The organism is Streptomyces turgidiscabies Car8 (assembly GCF_000331005.1).
Classification (GTDB): Bacteria; Actinomycetota; Actinomycetes; order Streptomycetales; family Streptomycetaceae; genus Streptomyces; species Streptomyces turgidiscabies.
Map to the genome: position 1 here is coordinate 29743 of NZ_AEJB01000106.1, position 23893 is coordinate 53635.

Consider the following 23893-nt stretch of genomic DNA (forward strand, 5'->3'; position numbering starts at 1 on the left):
ACCTGTGTTTCCTGAGATCGGTACGGCGAGATGTACCTTCTCGACTCAACGCCGACAAGAGGGTCTCCGCGCCATGGACGCCCCGGACGGCGGATGCCGTGAGGGCCGAAAGAGGCCCCCGATAGAGTTCCCCCATGAGCGATCTCGCGACAGGTTTCCGCTATCTCCTGAAGGGCCAGCGCTGGGTCGCCCGACACGGCAGGAGTTACGGCTTCGGGCTGCTGCCAGGCCTCCTCACCCTTGTCCTCTACCTCGCCGCCCTGACGGCCCTCGCCCTCTACGGCACCGACCTCACCGCGTGGGCCACCCCCTTCGCGGACGACTGGTCGAGCCCCTGGCTCGGTCTCTTCCGCGGCTTCCTCACCGCGCTTCTCTTCGCCCTGGCCCTGCTCCTGTCGGTCCTCACCTTCACCGCGATGACCCTCCTCATCGGTCAGCCCTTCTACGAGAACCTCTCCGAGAAGGTCGACCGGGACGTGTCCCCCGACGGCACGGCCCCCGAGTCGGGCCTGCCGCTGCACCGGGAGTTGTGGATCTCGGCCCGCGACAGCCTCCGGGTCCTCGTACGGGCCCTGTGCTGGGCGCTGCTCCTCTTCGCCCTCGGCTTCGTTCCGGTCGCCGGGCAGACCGTCGTACCCGTGCTCGGCTTCATGGTCACCGGCTTCTTCCTCACCGAGGAGCTGACCGGGGTCGCCCTGCAGCGGCGCCGGGTCGAACTCCGCGAGCGCCTCGCCCTGTTGCGCTCCCGCAAGCCGCTGGTGTGGGGCTTCGGCACGCCGCTCGCCGTGGCCTTCGTGGTGCCGTTCGTGGCCGTCTTCCTGATGCCGGGCGCGGTCGCGGGCGCCACGATGATGGCCCGCGACCTGCTCGGCGAGGAGACCGACGAGTCCTCACAGGTCTCCGAGGATCAGGAGGCGCCGGCCTCGGCGTCCTGACCGGAGGAGCCACCGGCAGAGTCGCCTGAAGTTCCGGCGGACGCGTCCACGGCCACCGCCAGGATCGAGCGCACCTGGGCGATGATGTCCAGCCGGTTGCGCACGAACTCGGGGTCGGTCACGGCCCCGGTCGCCGGGTCGGTGTTGCCCGTCCCGAACTGCAGCACCGGCGTGTGCACATGCCCGCCGGGGAGCGTGGCGCCCAGACCGAGGCGGTCGCGCAACAGGGTCGCCCGGTAGGCGATCTCGTTGGACAGATAGTCCCCGCCGCCCCCGGCCCGAGCCGTCGACCCGGCGGTGGGCCCGTCCGCCCGGACGACGGGAACGGTGCCGCCCGCCGGTATCTCCGTCACGCTCGTGTTGTCGTACACGGGGAACCGGCCGGTGTCGGCGGCGACAATCGCCTTGTACGGCAAGGTCGTTGACGTCCACTGCGGCTGCGAGGCCGGGTCCGTGACCGGCACGGTCTCCGTCCGGCCGATGTTCTCGTTGTCCCCGAAGCCGCCCCGCCAGGCCCCGTTGGTCCGCTCCACGTCGAACCGCCCGACCCGCCCCTGGCTCACGGTGGTGAACAGATCGACCTTCGGCAGATACGGCTTCAGCGTCCGCTCCACCGTGCCCTCCGTGAAGTCCTGCCAGCGCACCGGGAACACCGCGGTCTCGACCCTGGCCGGCCCGTCCGCCGTCTCGATCACCGTGCCGTCGAGGGCGAGCGCGGTGGCCCCCGACGGGTTGGAGATCCGTATGTCCCGGTCGAGCGTGAACGGATCGAACCCGGTGACGAGAACACGCTTCAGCGTCCCACCGCACGGATAGCGGATCGACGTCTGTCCGCGCGAGTTCCGCTCCAACTCGCCCGACAGCGAAGCCCGCTGGTCGCCCCTGACCCCGAACGACGGCTCCCACAGCCGGAGTTCACGGGTCATCCCGAGCCGCGCCCAGTACAGCGGCCGGTCGTCGTCCCGGCTCAGGTCACCGCCGGCCGGCCCGCGCCCCTGTGCCCGGTCGACGGCCCGCCGCCACAGCGCCGCCCCCTGCCGTACGACGACTCCGCGGGCGTCCGCGTACGAGCGCGCCTTGCCGAGTGCCCGCGCGAACTCCGGTGCCACGGAGTCGAATCCGGAACGCCGGAGGATCTCCTGAGGCGCCGCCTTGTCGAGTCGCAGCTCCTCGACGGTGGGCGCGACGGAGGGCGAGGCCGGGGCGTCGGCGGCCGAGGCGGTGGCGGGTGCGGAGAGCCCCGCCAGCAGTGCGAGTCCGAGGACACCGATCCGTACACGTGGATAGCTCAAGGGAGTTCAGGCCTTCCGTCGCCGTGGGGGAGCCAGCAGTGAGCTGCTGTGCTGTCGACGGCGGCAGTATCGCGTGACGGAAGTGGTCTACGCCATAGCGCGTGACGCGGGTGAGGATCTTCAGTCCTCGCCGCCCAGCAGCGTGAGGAAGTCCCGGAACGCGGCCGGCATGTCCACCGCCTCCGGATCCAGCAGCCACTGGTACTGGAGCCCGTCCATCACCGCGACGAGCAGGGGAGCGGCCCGCTCGGGGGTGAGTCCGCTCGGCAGCCGGTCGCCGTACTCGACGCGCAGGGCCGCCGCCATGGTCGTACGGACGTCGGTGTACCGCCCGGTGAAGAACTCGCGCGCCGGATGCCCCTCCGTGACGCTCTCGCCGAGCAGCGCGGAGAAGGTCTGGATGATCCCGGGCCGCATGGCGTTGTACTCGACGAGTGAGGCCAGCAGGTCCATCCGCCACCGGGTCTCGGGCATCGCGTCCCACTGGTCCCGTTCCCTGAGGACGGCGACCAGCAGCGCGTCCTTCGTGGGGAAGTGGTGCAGCAGCCCCTGCTGGGTCAGCCCGACCCGCTCCGCGACCGCGGCCATGCTCGTGCCCCGGTATCCGCGCTCCGCGATCACGTTCAGGGCGGCCCGGACGATCTCCGCGCGCCGCTCCTCGGTCCTCGCTCTGATCGCCATGCCGTCACCGTACGGTATGTGCCCACAGCAAATATAACGTCAATGTAACAAAACCTACCGCTCTACAGGTGTCGCGTGCAGGATGGGGGAGACAACTTGGACTCAGCGAGGAGGCACCATGGTGACGGGATCCCCGGGCACTGACCCGACGTCGGCCGACGCGGCCCGTGAGGCGGCCGTCGAGGCGGCTCTCGGCAAGCTCGACCTGGACGCCAAGGCCCGGCTCCTGGGCGGACAGGACATGTGGTCGCTGCCCGAGCTGCCCGAGATCGGGCTGAGCTCCCTGGTGATGTCCGACGGCCCCATCGGCGTCCGCGGCGTCCGCTGGACCGCCGACGACCCCTCCGTCGCCCTGCCCTCCCCGACCGCCCTCGCCGCCACCTGGGACCCCGAACTAGCCCGCAGGGCAGGCGTGCTGCTCGCCCAGGAGGCCCGCCGCAAGGGCGTCCACGTCCTCCTCGCGCCCACCGTAAACCTGCACCGCTCCCCGCTCGGCGGCCGGCACTTCGAGGCCTACAGCGAGGACCCGTACCTCACCGGACGGATCGGCACCGGCTATGTGAACGGCGTCCAGTCCGGCGGCGTCGGCACCACCGTCAAGCACTTCGTCGCCAACGACGCCGAGACCGACCGCTTCACCGTGGACAACCTGGTCTCCGAACGCGCCCTGCGCGAGCTGTACCTGGCCCCCTTCGAGGCCATCGTCGAGAACGCCCACCCCTGGGGCATCATGACCGCCTACAACACGGTCAACGGCACGACGATGAGCGAGCACCGCTACCTGGTCAACGAGGTCCTGCGCGGCGAATGGGGCTTCGACGGCTACAACGTCTCCGACTGGATGGCCGCCCGCTCCACCACCGGCGCCATCGACGGCGGCCTCGACGTCGCCATGCCCGGCCCGAGGACGGTCTACGGCGCCCCCCTCGCCCGGGCCGTACGGGACGGACACGTGGCCGAGGCCACCCTCGACGGCGCCGTGCGCAACGTCCTGCGCCTCGCCGCCCGCGTCGGCATCCTGGAGGGCGCCGAACCCGCCGTCGCCCCCACCGGCCTCCCCGCACAGGTCGACGGCGAGGCCCTGGCCCGCGAGATCGCCCACCGCTCCTTCGTCCTGGTCCGCAACGAGGGCGCCCTCCCGCTGCCCGCAGGGGGTACGGTCGCCCTCATCGGCGCCGCCGCCCGCGACGCCCGCGTCCTCGGCGGCGGCTCCGCCATCGTCTTCCCGGCCCATGTCGTCTCCCCGCTCGACGGACTCACCGCCGCCCTCCCCGAAGGCACCCTGACCTACGCCCTCGGCGCCGACCCCAACACCGAACTCGCCGTCGCCGAGAAGGGGTTCGCCCTGCGCGCCGTCTGCCGCGACGCCGACGGCACGGTCATCGGCACCGGCTCCGCGCCCAACGGCCAGATCAACTGGATGGGCTCGGACCTCCCCGAAGGTGTCACCCACGACCGGCTCCACACCGTCGACCTCACCGGCACATTCACCCCACGCCACACCGGCCCGCACGCCTTCGGCATCAAGGGCCTCGGCCCCTTCACCCTCACCGTCGACGGCACCACGTACTACGACGACGTCCAGACCACCGACAGCGACGACCCCTTCATCTCGTTCTTCGGGGACCCCGAACTCCGGGCCGAGGTCCAACTCGCCGCAGGCACACCGGTCGAGGTGTCCCTCACCCACGGCGTCACCTTCCCCGACGACGTCGCGATGAAGTCCGTCGGCTTCAGCCTCTGCCACCAGGAACCGCGGCGCGACCCCGACGAACTGATCGCCGAGGCCGCCGAGGCCGCCCGCGCCGCCGACACCGCCGTCGTCGTGGTCGCCACCACCGAGCGCGTCGAGTCCGAGGGCTTCGACCGCGTCGACCTCGAACTCCCCGGCCACCAGGACGACTTGGTGCGCGCCGTCGTCGCCGCCAACCCCAACACCGTCGTGGTCGTCAACTCCGGCTCCCCGGTGGAACTGCCGTGGCGCGACGAGGTCGCCGCCGTGCTGCTGAGCTGGTTCCCCGGCCAGGAGGGCGGCGCGGCCCTGGCGGACGTCCTCACCGGCGCCCACGAACCCGGCGGCCGACTCCCCACCACCTGGGGCTCGTTCACCGACGCCCCGGTCACCCAGGTGACCCCGGCCGAAGGGCAACTCACTTACACCGAGGGTGTGTTCATCGGCTACCGCGCCTGGGAGAAGGAAGGCCGCACCCCCTCGTACGCCTTCGGTCACGGCCTCGGCTACACCGACTGGTCGTACGAGACGGCCGAGGCGGAAGGGACACGGGCCGACGGAGTGACGGTCACCGTCCGCGTCACCAACGCGGGCACGCGCCCCGGCCGCGAGGTCGTACAGGCGTACCTCGCACCGACCGGCCAGGAAGCCCCGGCCCCCGACCGCCCGGCCCGCTGGCTGGCCGGCTTCGCCGGAGTCGAGGCCACCCCCGGCGAAACAGTGGAGGTGACCCTCGAACTCCCGCGCCGCGCCTTCGAGATCTGGGACGAGGCCGCGGGCGCGTGGGCCTTTGTGAAGGGTTCGTACGAAATCCAGGTAGGCCGCTCGATCACCGACCGCCGGCTCACCGCGCCGATTACGGTCTGACCGAGGGCAGTCCGCCCCACCAGCCGGCCCCGGCCCGGGACCTGACCCCCGGACCGGGGCCACCGGCGGCCCGCCCCTCAGCCCCGTACGCCGAACCCGTACACCGTCTCCGAGCGGAACACGTCGCCCGGCCGCAGCTCGGTGCTCGGGAAGTCGGGCCGGTTGGGGGAGTCGGGAAAGTGCTGGGTCTCCAGAGCGACGCCACGCCTGGGACCGAACGGCTCGCCCAGATGGTCGGCGGTGTAGAGCTGAAGGCCGGGCTCCGTCGTCGCCACGGTCAGGAACCGACCCGAGGCCGGGTCGTACAACTCGGCGGCCTCCAGCGCGTCAGCCGTCCGACCCTTGTCGAGGACGAAGTTGTGGTCGTACCAGGCACCCACCTCCCGCTCCTTGCGGAAGTCGAAGCGGGAACCCGCCACCGACTCGACCCCCGTCGGGATCAGGTCCGAGTCCACCGGGGTGTACCGCGAGGCGTCGATGCGCAGATCGTGCCCGGACGCGCTCCCGGACGCGTGCCCTGACAGGTTCCAGTACGTGTGGTTCGTCAGGTTGATCACCGTCGGCGCGTCCGTGACCGCCTCGTACGCGATCCGCAGCGCCCCGGCCGCGTCCAGCGTGTACGTCGCCGAGAGCTCCAGGCGCCCCGGGAACCCCTCCTCGCCGTCCGGGCTCACCCGGGACAGCCGCACCCCGTGCTCGACCGGCTCCGCGTCCCACACCCGCTTGTCGAAGCCGACGACGCCGCCGTGCAGACAGTTGGGCGCGTTGTTCCGCGCGAGCCGGTACGTCCGGCCGTCCAGCGCGAAGGCACCACCCGAGATGCGGTTCGCGTACCGTCCCACCAGCGCCCCGAAGTAGGGCTCCGGGTGCGCCAGATACCCGGCCACGTCCGCGAACCCCAGCACCACGTCCACGAGCCGCCCGTCCCGGTCCGGGACCTCGACGGACTGCACGATCCCGCCGTACGTCAGCACCCGCGCCCGGACCCCGGCGCGCTCAAGCGTCCAGCGGTGGACGGGGGTGCCGTCGGAAAGTGTGCCGAAGAGTTCGTATCTGTGGGCCATACGGAAAACCCTAGGTCACCGCCTTCTTGCCGGTGACTCCGCGGTACGCCATCTCGGCCAGCCGCGCCTGTCCGTCGCGGCTCGGATGGAACCAGTCCCAGGGGCTCAACTGCCGCGTCCCGAAGTCGTAGTCGAAGACCGCGCCCCCGTCGGACCGGCACAGCCGGTCCGTGGCACACACCGACTTCAGCACCGAGTTGTACGCCTCCACCCGCTCCCGCACCTCGTCGCGCCGCGTGGTCGCCACCGCGTCGACCGCGTCCGGGTCGGCCAGCATCGACGGGCAGATCCCCAGCTTCCACACCGCCTTGCCCAACTCGTTGCCCCGCCCCTGCGACCAGAGCCGCTTGAGATCCGGCACGCTGGCCACGTACACCTGACTCCGGGGTGAGGCCTTGCGCAGAGTCCGCAGCGCCTGTTCGAACGACGTCCGGAAACCGGCCACCGACGTCATCTCCGACACCGACGTGCGGCACGCGTCGTTGGCCCCCGTCATCACCGTGACCAGCGCGGGCCTACGCGCGGCGGCCTTCGTCATCTGGGCGGGCAGGTCCGCCATCCGGGACCCGCTGACCGCGTAGTTCCAGCTGCGCGCGGCGACCCCGGACGCCCCCAGCAGCCGTACGGCCAGACTGTTCACGTCGGTGGCGGTGCCGGTCGCCCACGACACCTCGGGGCAGTCGGACAGCACCGAGCACGCGTCGAAGCCGCGCGTGATGGAGTCGCCCACGGCGGCCATCGAGGCCGGACTGCTGTCCCAGCCGGGCGTCGGAGTCGCGGACGGCTTCGTCTTCGCCCGCGCACCGTCCGGAGCGGGGGAAGCGCCACCGCCGGCGTCACACCCGGCGACACCCAGCAGGGCCGCCGTCACGACGGCGACGACGGCCCGCGAACGGCGACTTCGATTCCGCATCCTTCGGGTCCCTCCGGTCGGCGTGCAACGGCTCTCGCCCATAACAACGCACGACAGTTCCCGAACCGAAAACAACTAATGCCACAAACACTGCAACGTCGCACACCCGTACAAGCGTCCCCCTGGGTGAATGGCGGGCGTTTCATGGCATCGGGACCGACGGTACGTCACACTCCTTGCGCCGCCGCACGGTAGCCTCGCCATCAACGCGGCTGCCTGCCACCGCCGCTCAGCCAGTCCGCAAGATGTCCCGCTCTGTCCGGAGGTCCCAGTGACGACACGTGGAGTTCTGTACGTGCACTCCGCGCCGCGCGCGCTGTGCCCGCACGTCGAGTGGGCCGTCGCCGGAGTCCTCGGCACGCGCGTCAGCCTCGACTGGATCCGCCAGCCCGCCGCACCGGGCACCTGGCGCTCCGAGTTCTCGTGGAAGGGCCAGGTCGGCACCGCCTCCAAGCTCGCGTCGGCCCTGCGCGGCTGGCAGCTGCTCCGCTTCGAGGTCACCGCCGAACCCTGCGCCACCGCCGAGGGCGAGCGCTACAGCTGCACCCCCGACCTCGGCATCTACCACGCCGTCACCGGCATCCACGGCGACATCCTCATCCCCGAGGACCGCCTCCGCGCCGCCCTGACCCGCTCCCAGCGAGGCGAGACGGACCTGGAGGCCGAACTGGCCAAACTTCTGGGCAAACCCTGGGACGACGAACTCGAACCCTTCAGATACGCGGGCGAGGGCGCCCCGGTGAGATGGCTCCACCAGGTGGTGTGAAGGGCCTTTAGGGGCGCGGGGAACTGCGCGAGAAGCCCCACAGGCCGACACTCGGCACTCAACACAAGCCAGAACGACGAGTGGCCCGAACTCCAGTCAAGGAGTCCGGGCCACTCGCCGTTCACGGCGGAAAAGATCAAACAGACCTGAACGCCAGCACCACGTTGTGCCCACCGAACCCGAACGAGTCGTTCAGCGCTGCGATACGCCCGTCGACAGGCAGCTTGCGAGCCTCACCGCGCACGATGTCCGCATCGGCCTCGGGGTCGAGGTTCTCGACATTGATGGTCGGCGGAGCGACCCGGTGATACAGCGCGAGCACGGTAGCGACCGTCTCCACCCCGCCCGCACCACCGAGCAGATGCCCGGTCATCGACTTCGTCGCGGACACGGCCATGTGGTCGACGTCGTCGCCGAACACATTGCGCAGCGCCTTCAGTTCGGCCACGTCACCCGCCGGCGTCGACGTCGCGTGCGCGTTGACGTGCACGATCTCGGCAGGGTCGAGTTCGTTGTTGGCCAGCAGATTCCGCAGGGCCGCCGAGATACCGCGCCCCTCCGGCTCCGGCTGCACGATGTCGTGGGCGTCGGCCGAGATGCCCTGGCCGACCGCCTCCGCGTAGACCCGCGCACCACGCGCGGCGGCGTGCTCGGCGGACTCCAGGACGACCACACCGGAGCCCTCACCCATCACGAAGCCGTCGCGGCCCGTGTCGTAGGGCCGGGACGCGGCCTGCGGGTTCTCGTTGTTCTTGGACATCGCCATCATGTTGCCGAACGCGGCGATGGGCAGCGGATGGATGGCCGCCTCCGTGCCACCGGCGATCACGACGTCGGCGCGGCCGGTGCGGATCATCTCGATGGCGTACCCGATGGCCTCGGCGCCCGACGCGCAGGCGGAGACCGGGGTGTGCACCCCGGCGCGGGCACCGACGAGCAGGCCCACGTTGGCGGAGGGGCTGTTGGGCATCAGCATCGGGACGGTGTGCGGGGAGACGCGGCGGACGCCCTTCTCCTTCATCACGTCGTACTGGTCGAGCAGAGTCGTCACTCCACCGATGCCGGAGGCGATGACGGCGCCGAGCCGGTCGGGGTCGACCGCCGGGCCCTCGCCCTCGCCGGCCCGGTCGGTGTAGCCCGCGTCGGCCCACGCCTCCTTGGCGGCGATCAGCGCGAACTGCGCCGACCGGTCCAGCCGGCGGGCCTGCGGACGCGGAATGATCTCGGACGGTTCCACGGCGATCTGTGCGGCGATACGGACGGCCTGCTCGGCCGCCCACTCCTGCTCGAGGGCACGGACACCGGACTTGCCGGCGACCAGACCCTCCCAGGTCGAGGCCGCGTCGCCACCCAGCGGTGTGGTTGCGCCGATACCGGTGACGACCACGGTGCGATTGGTCGGGCTCACGGGAATTCCTTCTCCAACTGATACGGGAGGACAACCCCCGCGCAGGCGGGGAGAACGGCGCCACCGCCGGGTGGCGGGGCTGAGGGACCGACCAGTGGATCAGTCCCCACGACCGGCCCTGGCGACCAGGGCCGGCGAATCAGTCCTGGTTCTTGAGGATGTACGCGGTCGCGTCGCCGACCGTCTTGAGGTGCTTGACGTCCTCGTCGGGGATCTTGACGTCGAAGCGCTCTTCGGCGGCGACGACGACCTCGACCATGGACAGCGAGTCGACGTCCAGGTCGTCGGTGAAGGACTTGTCCAGCTGGACGTCCTCAACCGGGATGCCGGCGATCTCGTTCACGATGTCGGCGAGACCGGCGACGATCTCTTCCTGAGTGGCGGCCATGGCAGGCGCTCCTTCTTGTGTATCTATCCAGAGAGGGTTGGCAGTTGTCCCCGTCCCGGATCCGAGGATCCGGCGCGAGGTGCCTAGGGGAGGGTAACGACCGTCGCGGCGTACACGAGACCCGCCCCGAAGCCGATGACGAGCGCGGTGTCGCCGCTCTTCGCTTCGCCGGTCGCCAGAAGCCGCTCCATAGCGAGCGGGATCGAGGCGGCCGAGGTGTTGCCGGTGGTGCGTACGTCACGTGCGACCGTGACGTGCTCCGGCAGTTTCAGCGTCTTCACCATCGAGTCGATGATCCGCTCGTTGGCCTGGTGGGGAATGAAGACATCCAGGTCGTCCGGGGTGATCCCGGCCGCGTCCAGCGCCTGCTGGGCGACCTTCGCCATCTCGAACACGGCCCAGCGGAACACCGCCTGGCCCTCCTGCGTGATCGCAGGAAACTTGCCGGAACTGTCGTACTCGTTCCACGGAACCGTCTGCTTGATGGTGTCCGACTTGTCGCCCTCGGAGCCCCATACGGTCGGACCGATGTGCGGTTCGTTGGAGGGACCCACGACGACCGCGCCCGCGCCGTCACCGAAGAGGAAGGCGGTCGCCCGGTCCTCCAGGTCGGTCAGGTCGGACAGCCGCTCGACGCCGATGACGAGGACGTACTCCGCCGAACCGTCGACGATCATGCCCTTGGCCAGGGTCAGGCCGTAGCCGAAGCCCGCGCAGCCCGCCGAGATGTCGAACGCGGCGGCCTTGGCGGTGCCGAGCTTGTCGGCGATCTCCGTGGCCACGGCCGGAGTCTGCTTGAAGTGCGAGACGGTGGCGACGACCACGCCGCCGATCTGCTCGGCGGTGATCCCCGCGTCGGCGATCGCCTTGCCGGACGCCTCCAGGGACATCGCGGCGACGGTCTCCTCGTCGGAGGCCCAGTGCCGGGTCTCGATGCCGGAGCGGGAGCGGATCCACTCGTCGGACGAGTCGATCGTCTCCAGGATCACGTCGTTGGGCACGACCCGGACCGGCCGGTACCCACCCACACCCAGGATGCGCGCGTACGGGGCACCCTTACTGGGCTTGATCTTCGACATTGCTCGGGGCTCCTTTCAGGCGCCCGCCGCGTCGGCGGCAGCGGTCGAGGTCAGCGACTCGGCGATGAGCTCGCGAGCGGCGTCGAGGTCGGCGGGGGTCTTCAGGGCCAGCGTCTTCACGCCGGGCAGCGCACGCTTGGCGAGACCGGTGAGGGTGCCGCCCGGGCACACCTCGATGAACGCGGTCGCACCCAGCGTCTGGAACGTCTCCATGCACAGGTCCCAGCGCACCGGGTTGGCGACCTGTCCGATCAGGCGCGCGAGCACCTCGGAGCCGTCCGTGACCGTCCGGCCGTCCTTGTTCGAGACGTACGTGATCTTCGGGTCACCGGGCGTCAGTGAGGCGGCGGCGGAGGCGAGGGCGTCCACGGCGGGAGCCATGTGGTGCGTGTGGAACGCACCGGCCACCTGCAGTTTGACGACCTTGCGCACACCTTCGGGCTTGTCCTCGACGAGGGCGTCGATCTGCTCGACCGTCCCCGCGGCGACGATCTGGCCGGCGCCGTTCATGTTCGCCGGAGTCAGCCCGAGCTTCTCCAGATGTGCCACGCTCACCTCGGGGTCACCCCCGAGAAGCGCCGCCATGCCGGTCTTCGTGACGGCCGCGGCCTCGGCCATGGCCAGACCGCGCTTGCGTACGAGGGTCAGCGCGGCGGTGTCGTCGAGCACGCCCGCGAAGGCGGCGGCGGTGATCTCGCCGACACTGTGACCAGCGACGGCGCCGGGCGTGAGGTCACCGCCCATGGCACCCAGTGCCGAGGCGGACAGTATTCCGGCCGCGACCAGCAGCGGCTGGGCGACAGCGGTGTCGCGGATCGCGTCGGCGTCGGCCTCGGTGCCGTAGTGGACGAGGTCGAGCCCGATGGCGTCGGACCACGCGGCGACGCGCTCGGCGGCACCGGGCAGTTCGAGCCAGGGAGTCAGGAAGCCGGGCGTCTGGGCGCCTTGGCCGGGAGCGACGAGTACGAGCACTCTCACACTCTCTCTTGGGTACGGGCACGGCCGCCCGTGGGGACAGGGACGAAGAACAGGAGGGGGTTTTGTAGACCCCCGACAAAACCCTAGGGCTGAAGATCCCCATCGGCCAGGCGCCCCAGGATCAGCGCGATCCGCAGTGTGAATGCGGATCGTACATCTGAAGGTGACCATCCGGTGACGTCAGTCACACGTCGGAGCCGGTAGCGCACGGTGTTGGGATGAACGAAGAGCATCCGCGCGGCCCCCTCAAGACTGCTCGCCTGTTCGAGATAGACGGCGAGGGTCTCCAGCAGCGCGGACCCTGCCTCCTCCAGCGGTCTGTAGATCTCCTCCACCAACTGTTCACGCGCCGCCGGGTCACCGGCGATCGCGCGCTCCGGAAGGAGATCGTCCGACAGCACCGGACGCGGCGCGTCCTGCCAGGCGGAACAGGCCTTGAGCCCCGCCGCGGCGGCCTGCGCGGACCGGGTGGCGGCGAGCAGATCGGGCACGATCGGCCCCGCGACCACGGGCCCGGCGGCAAAAGGCCCGATCAGGGACTTGGCGACGGCGAGCGGATTGTCGTCGCCCCCCGCGATGACGACGAGCCGGTTGCCCAGGACGCCGGTCAGCACCTGGAGCTTGGCGTGCCGGGCGGCCCGCCGGATCGCCTCGACGGTCAGCTCACTGTCACCGTCGGGCGCGGTCCCCAGCACCACACACACATGGTCCGGGGAGTTCCACCCGAGCGCGGCGGCCCGTGAGACGGCCCCCTCGTCGGCCTCGCCGCTCAGCACGGCGTTGACGACGAGCGACTCCAGCCGGGCGTCCCAGGCACCGCGTGCCTCGGCTGCCTGGGCGTACACCTGTGCGGTGGCGAAGGCGATCTCACGGGCGTAGACGAGCAGGGCCTCCCGCAGCACGGACTCGTCACCCGGAGCGGCCACCTCGTCGATGGCGCTCTCCATGACCTCGATGGTCGTACGGACCATCTCGACGGTCTGGCGCAGGGTGATCGCCCTGGTCAGCTCACGGGGAGCGGTGCCGAAGACGTCGGTGGAGATGGCCTGGGGAGCGTTGGGATGCCGGAACCACTCGGTGAAGGCGGCGATACCGGCCTGGGCGACCAGCCCGATCCAGGAACGGTTCTCCGGTGGCATGGCCCGGTACCACGACAGCGTCTCGTCCATGCGCGTGATCGCCTGCGCGGCGAGACTCCCGGACGACTTCTCCAGCCGCCGCAAGGTCCCCGGGTGCGGGTGCTCGGGACGGTCGTTGGGCTCGGGGCGGTGGGATTCGGGTTCGGGCACGGAACAAGACTGCCTTATCGGGACGGGAGCGTGCGGCGTCGGGTCTACCGTGGGTGCGTGATGGACGTACGGCGCGCGGACGCGCGCTATCCAGGGGGTGACCCGGCGGCCGGTATCGAATCCTGGCACGCCTTCTCCTTCGGCCCCCACTACGACCCGGACAATCTCCGCTTCGGCGCGGTGATCGCCTGCAACGAGGAGCACCTCGCGCCCGGCGCCGGTTTCGACGAACATCCGCACAGCCACACGGAGATCGTGACGTGGGTGACGGAGGGCGAGCTGACCCACCGCGACTCGACGGGCCACGAGACGGTGGTGCGCCCCGGGGACGTGCAGCGGCTGAGCGCGGCGGCAGGCGTACGGCACGTCGAGCGCAACGACGGCGAGCTTCCCCTCACCTTCGTCCAGATGTGGCTGGCCCCGCTCACCCCCGGCGGCACCCCGGCCTACGAGACGGTCCACGGCATCGCGGACTCCACGCCGTACGCGGTCCCGGAGGCGGGCGCGATGCTGCACGTACGCCGCCTGGCAGCGGGGGAGCGCACGGCCGTCCCGGACGCGCCGTACGTGTACGTCCACGTAGTACGGGGCGAGGTGCGCCTGCACACGGAGAAACTGGGCCCGGGAGACGCGGCCCGCATCACGGAGGCAACGGCCCTGGAAGCGACAGCGGTAACGGCGGCGGAACTGCTGCTCTGGGAGATGAGCCCGTCGCCTCCCGGCCCGTCCGGCGCTTGAGGACGAGGCCCCTTCAGGGCCGAAAGCGGGGGTCTGGGGGCGGCAGCCCCCAGGGACGGGACGGGTAGGGGCGGCGGGGGCGAAGAACCGCTACGACCTCAGTCCCGCACCTCCGCCAGCACCGCGTCCGTGAACCCCGGCCACACCTCCACCGCCCACGCCCCGAACGCCCGATCGGTCAGCGCGACACACGCCACCCCCACCACCGGGTCGATCCACAGGAACGTACCGGACTGCCCGAAGTGCCCGAACGTCCGCGCCGACGACGAACTCCCCGTCCAGTGCGGCGACTTCGCGCCCCGGATCTCGAACCCGAGCCCCCAGTCGTTGGGGTTCTGGTGTCCGTACCCCGGCAGGACACCCTTCGTCCCCGGGTACTGAACCGTCATCGCCTCCGCGACCGTACGCGGATCGAGCAGCCGGGGCGCCTGCACCTCGGCGGCGAACCGCACCAGGTCCGCGACCGTCGAGACGCCGTCCTTCGCGGGCGACCCCTCCACCCCCGTCGACGTCATCCCGAGCGGCTCCAGCACCGCCTGCCGCACGTACTCCGCGAACGGGATCTCCGTCGCCTTCGCCAGGTGGTCCCCCAGCACCTCGAACCCGGCGTTGGAGTACAGCCGCCGCTCGCCGGCCGGAGCCGTCACCCCGTGCTCGTCGAAGGCGAGACCGGAGGTGTGCGCGAGGAGATGGCGGACCGTCGATCCGGGCGGCCCGGCCGGCTCGTCGAGTTCGATCGCGCCCTCCTCGTACGCGACGAGCGCGGCGTACGCGGTGAGCGGCTTGGTGACGGAGGCGAGCGGGAACCGGTGGTCGAGGGGGCCGTGGCTACCGAGAACGGCACCGTCCGCCCGTACGACGGCCGTGGCGGCGGTGGGCACGGGCCAGTTCTCGATCAGCGCGAGCGACTTCAACGACTTCGACGACATGCGTCGAGCTTAAAAGGGTCAGAACCGCAGCCGCATGAAGGGGTCGGGTTGGCGGACGAAGCCCAGTGACGCGTAGAGCGGTTCCGCGTCCGCGGAGGAGGTGAGGTCGATCTGCCCGACCTCCTGCTCCCGGAACCAGTCCACCAACGCCTCCATACAGGCCCGCGCGTACCCCTGGCGGCGAGCGTCCGGGTCGGTGGCGACGCTGAAGACGTATCCGATCCGCCCGTGCGGATTGCCCGCCCGCCCGATCCGGTACTCGACGGTCCCCACCGCCAGGGCCGCCAGCGAGGCGGCCCGGTCCGGACGGTCGACGACGAACGCGGCGAAGTCCCCCGCGGGTTCGGCGAGCCGGGCGGTCACGGTGGCCAGGGACGCGGACTGCCAGCCCGGATCCGTGTTCGCCCCGGTCATCGAGTCGATCATCACCTGGCGCAGCCGGAGCAGCTCTGCGGCATCCTCGGTCGTGGCACGGCGTACGAGAGTCATGATCCGCACGGTAGTGAGCCCGACCCGGCCAAGTCTCCGCAATATCGCGGTATCCGCTTGCTTGGAGTGCACTCCAGGGTTTTAGCGTGGGGGTCATGACGGTGCTGGAGACCACCCACCCCACCCCGAACACCCCCACAGCCCCCGCAGTTCCCGCCACGGCCGACAGCTGTGCGGGTCCGCGGCAGCCAGACCGGCGCCCGGACGGAGCGGACCGCTACACGATCAGCGAGGTCGTCGTCTTCACCGGGCTGACCGCGCACACCCTGCGCTGGTACGAGCGCATCGGCCTGATGCCGCACATCGACCGCTCGCACACCGGCCAGCGCCGCTACAGCAACCGCGACCTCGACTGGCTCGACCTCGTCGGCAAGCTCCGGCTCACCGGTATGCCGGTCGCGGACATGGTGCGGTACGCCGAACTCGTGCGCGAGGGCGACCACACGTACGGCGAGCGGTTCGAGCTGCTCGAGTCGACCCGCGGTGCCGTCCTGGACCGGATCGCCGAGCTCCAGGACACCCTCGCGGTACTCGACCGGAAGATCAGTTTCTACGCGGAAGCGGACCTGGACGCGGGCCTTGCCCGCGATGTCCGTCAGGAAGTCCGTCAGATGGAGAGGGTTCGATGACGAACGACGACAGCAGGCTCACGACGGCCCCGCTGGGCGCAGGCGGCCCCGAGGTGGGTGTCCAGGGCCTCGGCTGTATGGGCATGAGCTTCGCGTACGGCCCCACGGACGCCGACGAGGCCCGAGCCACGCTGGAACGCGCCCTCGAACTCGGCGTGACCCTCTACGACACGGCGGACGCCTACGGCGAGGGCGAGAACGAACGTTTCCTGTCCCCGTTCTTCAAGGCCCACCGGGACGAGGTCGTCGTCGCGACGAAGTTCGCCCTGGCGATCCCGCCGGGTGAGCCGATGCGGCGGATCGTCCGCAACGACGCGCCGTACATACGCCAGGCCGTCGAGGCGAGCCTGAAGCGCCTGGACCTGGACGTCATCGACCTCTACTACATGCACCGGCGCGATGTGAACGTGCCGATCGAGGAGTCGGTCGGGGTCATGGCCGACCTGGTCCGCGAGGGCAAGGTCAAGCAGCTGGGCCTGAGCGAGGTCACGGGCCCGGAGCTGCGCGCGGCCCAGGCCGTGCACCCGATCGCCGCCGTCCAGTCGGAGTGGTCCCTGTTCAGCCGGGACATCGAGGCGGGCGTGGTCCCGGCGGCCCGCGAACTGGGCATCACCCTGGTCCCGTACTCCCCGCTCGGCCGAGGCTTCCTGACCGGTTCCTTCACCGACGCAGACCAGGAACTGACCTCGGACGACTTCCGCCGCCACCAGCCCCGCTTCACGGGCAGCAACGCCACGGCGAACGCCGCCCTGCTGGCCCCCATCAGGACGGTCGCCGAAGCCCACGGCGCCTCTCTGGGCCAGATCGCCCTGGCCTGGGTCCAGCAGCAGGCCACCACCCACAAACTCCCGGTCGTCCCGATCCCGGGCACCCGCAAGCGTTCCCGGGTGGAGGAGAACACGAAGGCGACGACCATCACCCTGACCGACGAGGACCTGGCCTCCCTGGACCCCATAGCAGCAAAGGTGACAGGCACCCGCTACGCGGACATGACCTTCACCTCGGCAGGCAGGGAGTAAGGGAGTAGTCGCTGGTGGCGCCTTTCAGGGGCGCGAGGCTGTGACATTTGCGGCTCCCGCCGTCTTTCAGGGGCGCGAGGAACTGCGCGACAAGCCACATCGGACCCGCAGCCGCCAACGCACAAGTCTCGCCCCCCGTTAGGCGCTACAACTCCGCCAACAACTCGGCCTTCTTCGCGGAGAACTCCTCATCCGTCACCAACCCGGCCGAGTGCAACTCCCCCAGATGCCGGATCCGTTCAGCCACATCAGCGGGAGCACGCCGAACCGAGCTCACGCCGTTCACCGCCGAACCTCCGGAGGCACGCCGCACCGCGGAAAGCACCGCCGCCGCGAACGGCAACGACTCATGCACCGGCCCGTACCCCAGCCCGAAGACCACCGACGCGGGGTCCTGGTCGACCGGCGTGACAGAAGAATCGGTACGCCTCAGCAGCCGCAGATGGCCTTCGAACACCTCGGGCGACCGCCACTCCACGCCGATCAGGTCGGCGACCGGGATCGTCTGGTCGCCGGCCTTCCACTTCGCCGACGACGCGCCCGTCCAGAACCACCGGAAGGACACCGCCTTGCCGTCGAAGGACGCCTTCGCGTCGTACGCCTTGAACGCCCGCGGCACCTCGGGAGCGTCCACCAGGAACCTTTCAGCAGGTCCCTGCCCGGTCAGCTGGGCCCGCAACTCGTCCGCGTAGTACTCGGCGAGCGTCTCCCGCTCGGCGGGCAGCACCAGCCGGTACGGATCGCAGCCCTCCTTGAGCTGGCCGTCGGCCGCCTCCATCAACGGGTCGGCGCCCGGGCGGGGTTCGGCACGCAGAACCACCGTTCCCCGCTTGCCCGGGGTCAGTGTCACCCCCGCGATCGCCTCCAGGGGGATACGGCGTTCGCCGAGCGCCTGAAACAGCTTCGGCGTGCGGAGCCCCCGTTCGAAGCGGATGAGCACGGAGTCGGACTCGAACTCCCAGGCGGCATGAAATCCGGCCAGTACGTCACCCATGCGGCTCATCGTATGTGGCGCGAGCTTCATAGTCCCCTCCCCGGGCACACCGTGAATTCTGCGTCCTCTACGCGCGTCCGGCCATAGCCCCGTCGGACAAACCCTTCAGACACGCGTCATCCTTGCGGTTCTGCTGATCCTGCTGATCCCGTTCGGCACACAGCACGGCGTCGTAGGCGCCGACGCCGATCTCTGCGAAGTTGTCCAGACTCTCCGTACCCGGCTCGAAATAGCCGCCGTGCCCCTGCGCGCCCCGCGAGGACAGCACGCGTGCGCCGAACGCCGACGACATCGGATCGGCGCCGTGTCCGAGGCCGCCGACCTCCAGATGCGGTACGTCCTGGATCCAGTCGTCGGCGTCCCGCATCGCCCACACCCGGGCGGAGGTGTGCAGTTGCTCGGAGTTCTCGACCCGCATGCCGGGGCTGCCCGCCACCGCGATGTCGGTCACCCGGCGCGGCAGGGCGTGCGCGGCGACGCCGCACACCACCGAGCCGTAGCTGTGGCAGTACAGCGCGACCGACGCCCGGCCGGGCAGCCCGCGCACCAGCGCGTTCAGCCGCACCGCGCCGGAGTTGGCGCGCATCGCCGTCGCCGCGTCCATCCCGAGCCCGTTGGGCGCGGTGTAGTCGGCCCAGGCGATCACGGCGGTACGGGTCGTGGAGCTGGCCTCCCGCTCAGCGCCGTACAGGGCCGAGGCCATGCCGACGGGCGCCGTGTACCTGCGGTTGGTGCGCTGGAAGGTGAGGAGGTCGGTGTCCACGCCGGGGACCACGACCGAGACGCGCCGCGCCTTGTCGAGGTCGCCGAAGACCTCGGCCACGCGCCCCGAGCCCTCGGGGTCGAAGGCCAGGATCTGGCGGCCGGTCGCCAGCAGCGCGTCGTAGCGGTGCATACGGCGCCCCGCCTCGTACTGGCCGACGGGCGAGAGCCGGTCGTCGTGCATGCGCACACGCTCGGTCTCGCGGGCCGTGTACAGCGCGACGCGGTTGGCGCGGTAGCGCAGGCCGACGGGTGCGCCGTTCATGTTGCCGAGCGCCAGCGGGTAGCGCCGGACGAGCCGGTCACGCTGGTGGTCGGTGAGCGAGGCGAAGAACCGGGTCAGCCGGCCGGGCGTCTCGTCCGGGTCGGGCAGCGCGTGGCCGCCGATCCGTCCGTGCTCCCACGCGGAGAGCGACGCCTGGAGCGGCGAGGGCGTGCGATGGCTGCGGACCGCGGTCCAGCCGGTCGTCGCGAGCATCACGAAGACCACGGCCAGCGCGAGCAGTGCGCGCCAGACGTTCAGTTGCGGGGAGGTGTCGAAGGAAGTCACTGAAAGGACACACTAGGAGAACGAGAGGGTCTCGCGTTAACGGAGTGACGGGGATCACGTTTCGATAACCGAGGCTGGGTATGCCCTTACGTGCGCACGCCCGCACGGGGCGTCACGGCCGTTCCGTACGCCAGTTCCCCACCAGCGCCGGACCCATCGCGTCGAGGTATGTGCTGGTCAGGTCGCGCATCGCCGCCACGCTCATGTCCGAGCCCGCGCCCCACCGCCGTTCCGTCAGCCGCATCAGCCCGCTGAACAGGGCCACCACGACCCGCGGCCGGAGGTCGCCGTCCACGTCGACGCCCTCGCGCTCGGCGATCAGCCGCGCCACCGCCTCCTCCGTCTCGGCCGAGCGGCGCATGTGCGCGGCCAGCAGCATCGGCGTCGACTCGATGAGGTGGTACATACGCATCTGCAACTCCGCCGGTACGACCGACTCCACGGCCTCGTGGATGGTGGGCCAGCCCTCCAGTACGGCCTGGCGCAGCGCCTCCAGCGGGGCCTCGTGCGGCGGGCGTTCGCGTACCGCCTGGATGAAGCGCGCCTCCGCGATGCGGTGCACGGCGAAGGCGGCGTCCTCCTTGCCGGCGAAGTAGCGGAAGAAGGTGCGCTGCGAGACGTCGACAGCCTCGGCGATCTCGTCGACGGTCGTGTGCTCGTACCCCTTGCTGGTGAAAAGGGCGAGGGCGGCGCGCACCAGGGCGTCGCGGGTGCGCTGCTTCTTGAGCTCACGCAGGCCGGGCCCGGAGGCCGGACCCACCTCGGTTTCGGCGGCGCTCATGACGATCGGGCCTCTCCGTTCCAGGACTCTTCTGTAGTGGTTCTTCTCGGTGAGTGACGTGTCAGTCACCGACTTGTGAACCCGTTTGTCAATTGTCAGCGGCTGTCACTAGCCTCGAACGCATGACTAGTCAGACCACCATCGAGACGACCGGGCCGGGGGACAAGGCACCTGTCTCCCCCTCGGGTCCCACGCCTGCCAAAGGACTGCGCGGCCACCCGTGGCTGACCCTGATATCCGTGGCCGTCGGGGTCATGATGGTGGCCCTGGACGGCACCATCGTGGCCATCGCCAACCCGGCCATCCAGAAGGACCTGGGCGCGAGTTTCGCGCAGGTCCAGTGGATCACCAACGGTTACTTCCTCGCGCTCGCGGTCACGCTGATCACCGCGGGCAAGCTCGGTGACCGGTTCGGGCACCGGCAGACCTTCCTCATCGGCATCGTCGGCTTCGCGTCCGCCTCGGCGGCCATCGGCCTGTCCAGCAGTATCGCCCTGGTCGTCACCTTCCGGGTGTTCCAGGGGCTGTTCGGCGCGCTGCTGATGCCGGCCGCGCTCGGTCTGCTGAGGGCCACGTTCCCCGCCGACAAGCTGAACATGGCCATCGGTATCTGGGGCATGGTCATCGGCGCGTCCACCGCGGGCGGTCCGATCCTCGGCGGACTGCTCGTGGAGCACGTCAGCTGGCAGTCGGTGTTCTTCATCAACGTGCCGGTGGGTGTCCTGGCCCTCGTCATCGGCCTGGTGATCCTGGTCGACCACCGCGCGGAGAACGCCCCGCGCTCCTTCGACCTCCTCGGTATCGCGCTGCTCTCCGGCGCGATGTTCTGCCTGGTGTGGGCGCTCATCAAGGCCCCGGCGTGGGGCTGGGGGGACGGCAAGACCTGGCTGTTCCTGCTGGTGTCGGTGGCGGGCTTCGCGGTCTTCGCGTTCTGGGAGCAGAAGGTCAAGGAGCCGCTGATCCCGCTCAACCTGTTCCGTTCGGTCCCGCTGTCGGCGGGCGTGGTGCTGATGGTCCTGATGGCCATCGCCTTCATGGGCGGCCTCTTCTTCGTCACCTTCTACCTGCAGAACGTGCACGGTATGAGCCCGATCGACGCCGGTCTGCACCTGCTCCCGCTCACCGGGATGATGATCGTCGGCTCGCCCCTGGCCGGCGCCATGATCAGCAAGACGGGCCCGCGCATCCCCCTCGCGGGCGGTATGGCCTGCGTGGCGATCGCCATGTTCGGCATGTCCACGCTGGAGACGGACACCGGCAGCGGCATCATGTCGGTCTGGTTCGCCCTGCTCGGCCTCGGCCTCGCCCCCGTCATGGTCGGCGCGACGGAGGTCATCGTCGGCAACGCCCCCATGGAGCTCTCCGGTGTCGCCGGCGGTCTCCAGCAGGCGGCGATGCAGATCGGCGGCAGCCTCGGTACGGCGGTCCTGGGTGCGGTCATGGCCTCGAAGGTCGACAACGACCTCGCCGGCAACTGGACGGCCGCCGGCCTTCCGCAACTCACCCCGGAACAGCAGGCCCAGGCCTCGGAAGCGGTCCAGGTCGGTGTGCCCCCGGTGGCGCCGGGAACGCCGGAGTCGGTCGTCGCCCAGATCACGAAGGTCGCCCACGACACGTTCATCTCCGGCATGAGCCTGGCCTGTCTGGTCGCGGCCGGCGTGGCCGTGGTCGCCGTCCTGGTCGCGCTGCTGACGAAGCGAGGCGTGAACGCGGAGATGGGCGCGGGCGCGGCGCACATCTGAGACGCATATTTCGCGCATATATCTACGGCCGACGCGGGGGAGTTCCCCTATCCGGGTGACTCCCCTAAAGATTCCTCCCCTTCGGCCCACGGGGCAGGTCACAGTTAGTCAAGTCCTCCGCACGACATGGTCTTCACGACAGGGTCGGCACCACGCGGGAGGACGGCCGGGCCGCGGCGCGCTGCCGGAGGGGGACAGCGCGCCGGCGGGCCCGCCGAAAGCGGGAAGGCTAGAACCACGCGGCGGGGGTACCCGCCTCATCGACCCCGAACTACCGACAAGTTCCAGGGAGTTGATGAATCATGGCGGCCTTCGGACGGCAGCACACCACCCGCAGGCACCCCGGCTCACGCGGCGGCGGCTGGCAGCGCTCCGCTCCCGACAGCGCGACTCTGGGAATCATCGGGCTCGTCTGCGCCGTCGCGGGCTTCTTCGTCCTCGGCATAGTCCTGGGCCCCGTGGCCATCATCTGCGGCTGGCTGGCGATGGGCCGGAGCTGGAAGGGCCCGCACGCGATCCCGCCTCTGGTGGCCGTGGTCCTCGGTGCGATCGACACCCTGCTGGCCATCATCTGGCTGGCGAGCGCCACCGGCCCGACGACCGGCTTCTTCTGACCCACCGCCTCACGAGGGGCCTCTCGACACGAGGGGCCCCTACTGAGGCTGTTCCTCACCCACCCGGTCCCTCGTGCCGGCCAGGGCGGCGACCTCCGCCCGGAGCGCCCGCACCTCCTCCGTCAGCGCCGTGATCGCCGCCGTCTGCCGCCGCTCCTCCACGTCGTCCATCTCGAACCGGGCGATGAACCAGGCGGCGATGTTCGCGGTGACGAGACCGAGCAGCGCGATCCCGGACAGCATCAGTCCGACCGCGAGTATCCGGCCCACTCCGGTCGTCGGCGCGTGGTCCCCGTACCCCACCGTGGTCATCGTCGTGAACGACCACCACAGCGCGTCATCCAGCGTGCGGATGTTCCCTTCCGGCGACGCGCGTTCCACCGACAGCACGGCCAGCGACCCGAACATCAGCAGACCCACCACGGCCCCGCCGACATACGTCGTCAGCCGGACCTGGGACGCCATCTGGGCCCGTCGGCCCACCAGCATCAGCGTGGAGACGACCCTCAGCAGCCGCAACGGCTGGAGCAGCGGCAGCAGCACGGCGAACAGGTCCAGCCAGTGCCGCCGCACGTACTCCCGGCGCCGGTCGGCGAGCGCGATCCGGACGAGATAGTCGACCGCGAACGCCCCCCACACCGTCCACTCCGCGACCGTGCAGGCGATCGACACGCCCCGCCCGGCGGGATTGTCCACGATGGGCACCGCGTAGGCGACGGCGAACACGACCGCGAGCGCCATCAGGGGCCGTTGAGTGTGCCGCTCCCAACGAACCTGCGCCGACGCATCCTTCATGCCCCGCATCGTAAGCGCCCCTGGCGCTGGTGGGGTCGGCGTTCGCGTTCCGGGTCACGGGACGGCCGGCGTGGCTGATCGCGGCCTCGCTGATCGGCGCCGCCGTGTCCGTCGGCTTCCACCTCGCCTTCGTCCGGCTGCACCGGAAGACCGCGTGAGCGCCGAGGCCGACGACGGGCCGGCGGGTTTCGACGCCACCATCCACGCCCCGAACCGGCTGCGCGTCTGCGCCCTGCTGGACGCGGCGGGCGAGGCGGAGTTCGGCCTGGTCCAGAAGCAACTCGCCCTCTCCGCCTCCGTGTTGAGCAAGCACGTCACCGTCCTGATGGACGCAGGCTACGTCGAGCAGCGCAAGGCCGTCCGCGACACCCGCCAACGCGTATGGCTCCACCTGACCGACCGAGGCCGCGCCGCGTACCGGGGCCACCTGGCTGCACTGCGGGCGATCGTGGGACCGTC

The 23893-nt window shown here is 70.5% G+C and carries 25 protein-coding genes; 10 read left to right on the top strand and 15 right to left on the bottom strand.

Annotated features, from left to right (window positions below; all coding sequences use genetic code 11):
* Positions 1 to 134: 134 nt before the first annotated feature.
* A complete protein-coding gene (locus STRTUCAR8_RS06175; protein ID WP_006374620.1) occupies positions 135 to 935 on the top strand; it encodes an EI24 domain-containing protein in 801 nt (266 codons plus the stop codon).
* Here the strand turns inward: STRTUCAR8_RS06175 and STRTUCAR8_RS06180 are convergent.
* Together STRTUCAR8_RS06180 and STRTUCAR8_RS06185 are read right to left on the bottom strand one after the other, a co-directional pair.
* Entirely contained in the window at positions 908 to 2227 is a 1320-nt protein-coding gene (locus STRTUCAR8_RS06180; RefSeq protein ID WP_006374633.1) for a pyroglutamyl-peptidase I, read from the bottom strand. The two genes, STRTUCAR8_RS06175 and STRTUCAR8_RS06180, sit on opposite strands and share 28 nt — an antisense overlap.
* A gap of 120 nt (positions 2228 to 2347) precedes the next feature.
* Positions 2348 to 2926: a TetR/AcrR family transcriptional regulator gene (locus STRTUCAR8_RS06185; RefSeq protein WP_044471717.1), complete on the bottom strand. Its 579-nt coding sequence runs from the start codon at positions 2924 to 2926 to the stop codon at positions 2348 to 2350.
* A 100-nt stretch (positions 2927 to 3026) separates the two neighbouring features.
* Here STRTUCAR8_RS06185 and STRTUCAR8_RS06190 point away from each other — a divergent pair, with 100 nt between their 5' ends.
* A complete protein-coding gene (locus tag STRTUCAR8_RS06190; RefSeq protein ID WP_006374615.1) occupies positions 3027 to 5507 on the top strand; it encodes a beta-glucosidase in 2481 nt (826 codons plus the stop codon).
* A gap of 77 nt (positions 5508 to 5584) precedes the next feature.
* On the opposite strand, the gene STRTUCAR8_RS06195 is transcribed toward STRTUCAR8_RS06190, so the two are convergent.
* On the bottom strand, positions 5585 to 6571 hold the full coding sequence (locus STRTUCAR8_RS06195; RefSeq protein ID WP_006374621.1) for an aldose epimerase family protein: 987 nt from the start codon (positions 6569 to 6571) through the stop codon (positions 5585 to 5587).
* A 10-nt stretch (positions 6572 to 6581) separates the two neighbouring features.
* Positions 6582 to 7484, bottom strand: coding sequence for an SGNH/GDSL hydrolase family protein (locus STRTUCAR8_RS06200; protein WP_006374624.1), 903 nt, complete (start codon positions 7482 to 7484; stop codon positions 6582 to 6584).
* A gap of 271 nt (positions 7485 to 7755) precedes the next feature.
* Here STRTUCAR8_RS06200 and STRTUCAR8_RS06205 point away from each other — a divergent pair, with 271 nt between their 5' ends.
* Positions 7756 to 8250 carry a DUF3145 domain-containing protein gene (locus STRTUCAR8_RS06205; protein WP_006374635.1) on the top strand — a complete coding sequence of 165 codons (495 nt, stop codon included), beginning with the start codon at positions 7756 to 7758 and terminating at the stop codon, positions 8248 to 8250.
* Positions 8251 to 8386: 136 nt separating this feature from the next.
* On the opposite strand, the gene fabF is transcribed toward STRTUCAR8_RS06205, so the two are convergent.
* The 5 genes from fabF to STRTUCAR8_RS06230 all read right to left on the bottom strand — a co-directional run bounded on the left by fabF (position 8387) and on the right by STRTUCAR8_RS06230 (position 13392).
* Positions 8387 to 9658: a beta-ketoacyl-ACP synthase II gene (gene fabF, locus STRTUCAR8_RS06210; RefSeq protein ID WP_006374606.1), complete on the bottom strand. Its 1272-nt coding sequence runs from the start codon at positions 9656 to 9658 to the stop codon at positions 8387 to 8389.
* A gap of 139 nt (positions 9659 to 9797) precedes the next feature.
* A complete protein-coding gene (locus STRTUCAR8_RS06215; protein WP_006374616.1) occupies positions 9798 to 10046 on the bottom strand; it encodes an acyl carrier protein in 249 nt (82 codons plus the stop codon).
* A gap of 83 nt (positions 10047 to 10129) precedes the next feature.
* Positions 10130 to 11125, bottom strand: a complete 996-nt coding sequence (locus STRTUCAR8_RS06220) for a ketoacyl-ACP synthase III (RefSeq protein WP_006374654.1) — start codon at positions 11123 to 11125, stop codon at positions 10130 to 10132.
* A 15-nt stretch (positions 11126 to 11140) separates the two neighbouring features.
* Positions 11141 to 12097: an ACP S-malonyltransferase gene (locus STRTUCAR8_RS06225; protein ID WP_006374612.1), complete on the bottom strand. Its 957-nt coding sequence runs from the start codon at positions 12095 to 12097 to the stop codon at positions 11141 to 11143.
* An 89-nt stretch (positions 12098 to 12186) separates the two neighbouring features.
* Positions 12187 to 13392 carry a PucR family transcriptional regulator gene (locus tag STRTUCAR8_RS06230; RefSeq protein WP_006374618.1) on the bottom strand — a complete coding sequence of 402 codons (1206 nt, stop codon included), beginning with the start codon at positions 13390 to 13392 and terminating at the stop codon, positions 12187 to 12189.
* A 60-nt stretch (positions 13393 to 13452) separates the two neighbouring features.
* On the opposite strand from STRTUCAR8_RS06230, the gene STRTUCAR8_RS06235 reads away from it, so the two are divergent.
* Positions 13453 to 14130 (top strand): pirin family protein, encoded by a 678-nt coding sequence (locus STRTUCAR8_RS06235; protein ID WP_086025724.1) that lies wholly within the window; start codon positions 13453 to 13455, stop codon positions 14128 to 14130.
* A 98-nt stretch (positions 14131 to 14228) separates the two neighbouring features.
* Here the strand turns inward: STRTUCAR8_RS06235 and STRTUCAR8_RS06240 are convergent, their stop codons facing one another.
* Together STRTUCAR8_RS06240 and STRTUCAR8_RS06245 are read right to left on the bottom strand one after the other, a co-directional pair.
* Positions 14229 to 15059 (bottom strand): serine hydrolase domain-containing protein, encoded by an 831-nt coding sequence (locus STRTUCAR8_RS06240; RefSeq protein ID WP_006374627.1) that lies wholly within the window; start codon positions 15057 to 15059, stop codon positions 14229 to 14231.
* Positions 15060 to 15077: 18 nt separating this feature from the next.
* The gene (locus STRTUCAR8_RS06245; protein ID WP_044471724.1) at positions 15078 to 15548 is read right to left on the bottom strand and encodes a GNAT family N-acetyltransferase; all 471 of its coding nucleotides are present in this window, start codon (positions 15546 to 15548) and stop codon (positions 15078 to 15080) included.
* 95 nt (positions 15549 to 15643) lie between these two features.
* On the opposite strand from STRTUCAR8_RS06245, the gene STRTUCAR8_RS06250 reads away from it, so the two are divergent.
* Entirely contained in the window at positions 15644 to 16177 is a 534-nt protein-coding gene (locus STRTUCAR8_RS06250) for a MerR family transcriptional regulator (protein ID WP_044471718.1), read from the top strand.
* Entirely contained in the window at positions 16174 to 17196 is a 1023-nt protein-coding gene (locus tag STRTUCAR8_RS06255) for an aldo/keto reductase (protein ID WP_006374625.1), read from the top strand. The genes STRTUCAR8_RS06250 and STRTUCAR8_RS06255 overlap by 4 nt, the downstream gene beginning before the upstream one ends.
* 145 nt (positions 17197 to 17341) lie before the next feature.
* Here STRTUCAR8_RS06255 and STRTUCAR8_RS06260 read toward each other — a convergent pair whose 3' ends face one another.
* From STRTUCAR8_RS06260 to STRTUCAR8_RS06270, 3 genes are all read right to left on the bottom strand, one after another.
* A complete protein-coding gene (locus STRTUCAR8_RS06260; protein ID WP_044471719.1) occupies positions 17342 to 18199 on the bottom strand; it encodes a DUF4429 domain-containing protein in 858 nt (285 codons plus the stop codon).
* 58 nt (positions 18200 to 18257) lie between these two features.
* Positions 18258 to 19502, bottom strand: a complete 1245-nt coding sequence (locus STRTUCAR8_RS06265) for an alpha/beta hydrolase (RefSeq protein ID WP_006374608.1) — start codon at positions 19500 to 19502, stop codon at positions 18258 to 18260.
* 112 nt (positions 19503 to 19614) lie between these two features.
* Complete coding sequence (locus STRTUCAR8_RS06270) at positions 19615 to 20283, bottom strand: TetR family transcriptional regulator (RefSeq protein WP_044471725.1); 669 nt, start codon at positions 20281 to 20283, stop codon at positions 19615 to 19617.
* Positions 20284 to 20405: 122 nt separating this feature from the next.
* On the opposite strand from STRTUCAR8_RS06270, the gene STRTUCAR8_RS06275 reads away from it, so the two are divergent.
* Positions 20406 to 22025 (top strand): MFS transporter, encoded by a 1620-nt coding sequence (locus STRTUCAR8_RS06275; RefSeq protein WP_044471720.1) that lies wholly within the window; start codon positions 20406 to 20408, stop codon positions 22023 to 22025.
* 302 nt (positions 22026 to 22327) lie between these two features.
* Positions 22328 to 22639, top strand: coding sequence for a hypothetical protein (locus STRTUCAR8_RS06280; RefSeq protein WP_006374613.1), 312 nt, complete (start codon positions 22328 to 22330; stop codon positions 22637 to 22639).
* A 39-nt stretch (positions 22640 to 22678) separates the two neighbouring features.
* On the opposite strand, the gene STRTUCAR8_RS06285 is transcribed toward STRTUCAR8_RS06280, so the two are convergent.
* On the bottom strand, positions 22679 to 23434 hold the full coding sequence (locus STRTUCAR8_RS06285) for a potassium channel family protein (protein ID WP_044471726.1): 756 nt from the start codon (positions 23432 to 23434) through the stop codon (positions 22679 to 22681).
* Between the two features lie 29 nt (positions 23435 to 23463).
* Here STRTUCAR8_RS06285 and STRTUCAR8_RS55075 point away from each other — a divergent pair, with 29 nt between their 5' ends.
* Together STRTUCAR8_RS55075 and STRTUCAR8_RS06290 are read left to right on the top strand one after the other, a co-directional pair.
* Entirely contained in the window at positions 23464 to 23592 is a 129-nt protein-coding gene (locus STRTUCAR8_RS55075) for a hypothetical protein (RefSeq protein ID WP_277814646.1), read from the top strand.
* Positions 23589 to 23893: transcriptional regulator (locus tag STRTUCAR8_RS06290; RefSeq protein ID WP_044471722.1), on the top strand; the 305-nt coding region annotated here is incomplete at its 3' end. The genes STRTUCAR8_RS55075 and STRTUCAR8_RS06290, both read left to right, overlap by 4 nt.

What these genes read in the sequence shown, in the direction of transcription:
- STRTUCAR8_RS06200 (WP_006374624.1), bottom strand. Translation starts at nt 7,484, where the DNA reads ATGCGGAATCGAAGTCGCCGTTCGCGGGCCGTCGTCGCCGTCGTGACG.
- STRTUCAR8_RS06260 (WP_044471719.1), bottom strand. Translation starts at nt 18,199, where the DNA reads ATGAGCCGCATGGGTGACGTACTGGCCGGATTTCATGCCGCCTGGGAG.
- STRTUCAR8_RS06195 (WP_006374621.1), bottom strand. Translation starts at nt 6,571, where the DNA reads ATGGCCCACAGATACGAACTCTTCGGCACACTTTCCGACGGCACCCCC.
- STRTUCAR8_RS06285 (WP_044471726.1), bottom strand. Translation starts at nt 23,434, where the DNA reads ATGAAGGATGCGTCGGCGCAGGTTCGTTGGGAGCGGCACACTCAACGG.
- STRTUCAR8_RS06275 (WP_044471720.1), top strand. Translation starts at nt 20,406, where the DNA reads ATGACTAGTCAGACCACCATCGAGACGACCGGGCCGGGGGACAAGGCA.
- STRTUCAR8_RS06235 (WP_086025724.1), top strand. Translation starts at nt 13,453, where the DNA reads ATGGACGTACGGCGCGCGGACGCGCGCTATCCAGGGGGTGACCCGGCG.
- STRTUCAR8_RS06175 (WP_006374620.1), top strand. Translation starts at nt 135, where the DNA reads ATGAGCGATCTCGCGACAGGTTTCCGCTATCTCCTGAAGGGCCAGCGC.
- STRTUCAR8_RS06255 (WP_006374625.1), top strand. Translation starts at nt 16,174, where the DNA reads ATGACGAACGACGACAGCAGGCTCACGACGGCCCCGCTGGGCGCAGGC.
- STRTUCAR8_RS06190 (WP_006374615.1), top strand. Translation starts at nt 3,027, where the DNA reads ATGGTGACGGGATCCCCGGGCACTGACCCGACGTCGGCCGACGCGGCC.
- STRTUCAR8_RS06240 (WP_006374627.1), bottom strand. Translation starts at nt 15,059, where the DNA reads ATGTCGTCGAAGTCGTTGAAGTCGCTCGCGCTGATCGAGAACTGGCCC.
- STRTUCAR8_RS06245 (WP_044471724.1), bottom strand. Translation starts at nt 15,548, where the DNA reads ATGACTCTCGTACGCCGTGCCACGACCGAGGATGCCGCAGAGCTGCTC.
- STRTUCAR8_RS06270 (WP_044471725.1), bottom strand. Translation starts at nt 20,283, where the DNA reads ATGAGCGCCGCCGAAACCGAGGTGGGTCCGGCCTCCGGGCCCGGCCTG.
- STRTUCAR8_RS06220 (WP_006374654.1), bottom strand. Translation starts at nt 11,125, where the DNA reads ATGTCGAAGATCAAGCCCAGTAAGGGTGCCCCGTACGCGCGCATCCTG.
- STRTUCAR8_RS06250 (WP_044471718.1), top strand. Translation starts at nt 15,644, where the DNA reads ATGACGGTGCTGGAGACCACCCACCCCACCCCGAACACCCCCACAGCC.
- STRTUCAR8_RS06280 (WP_006374613.1), top strand. Translation starts at nt 22,328, where the DNA reads ATGGCGGCCTTCGGACGGCAGCACACCACCCGCAGGCACCCCGGCTCA.
- STRTUCAR8_RS06215 (WP_006374616.1), bottom strand. Translation starts at nt 10,046, where the DNA reads ATGGCCGCCACTCAGGAAGAGATCGTCGCCGGTCTCGCCGACATCGTG.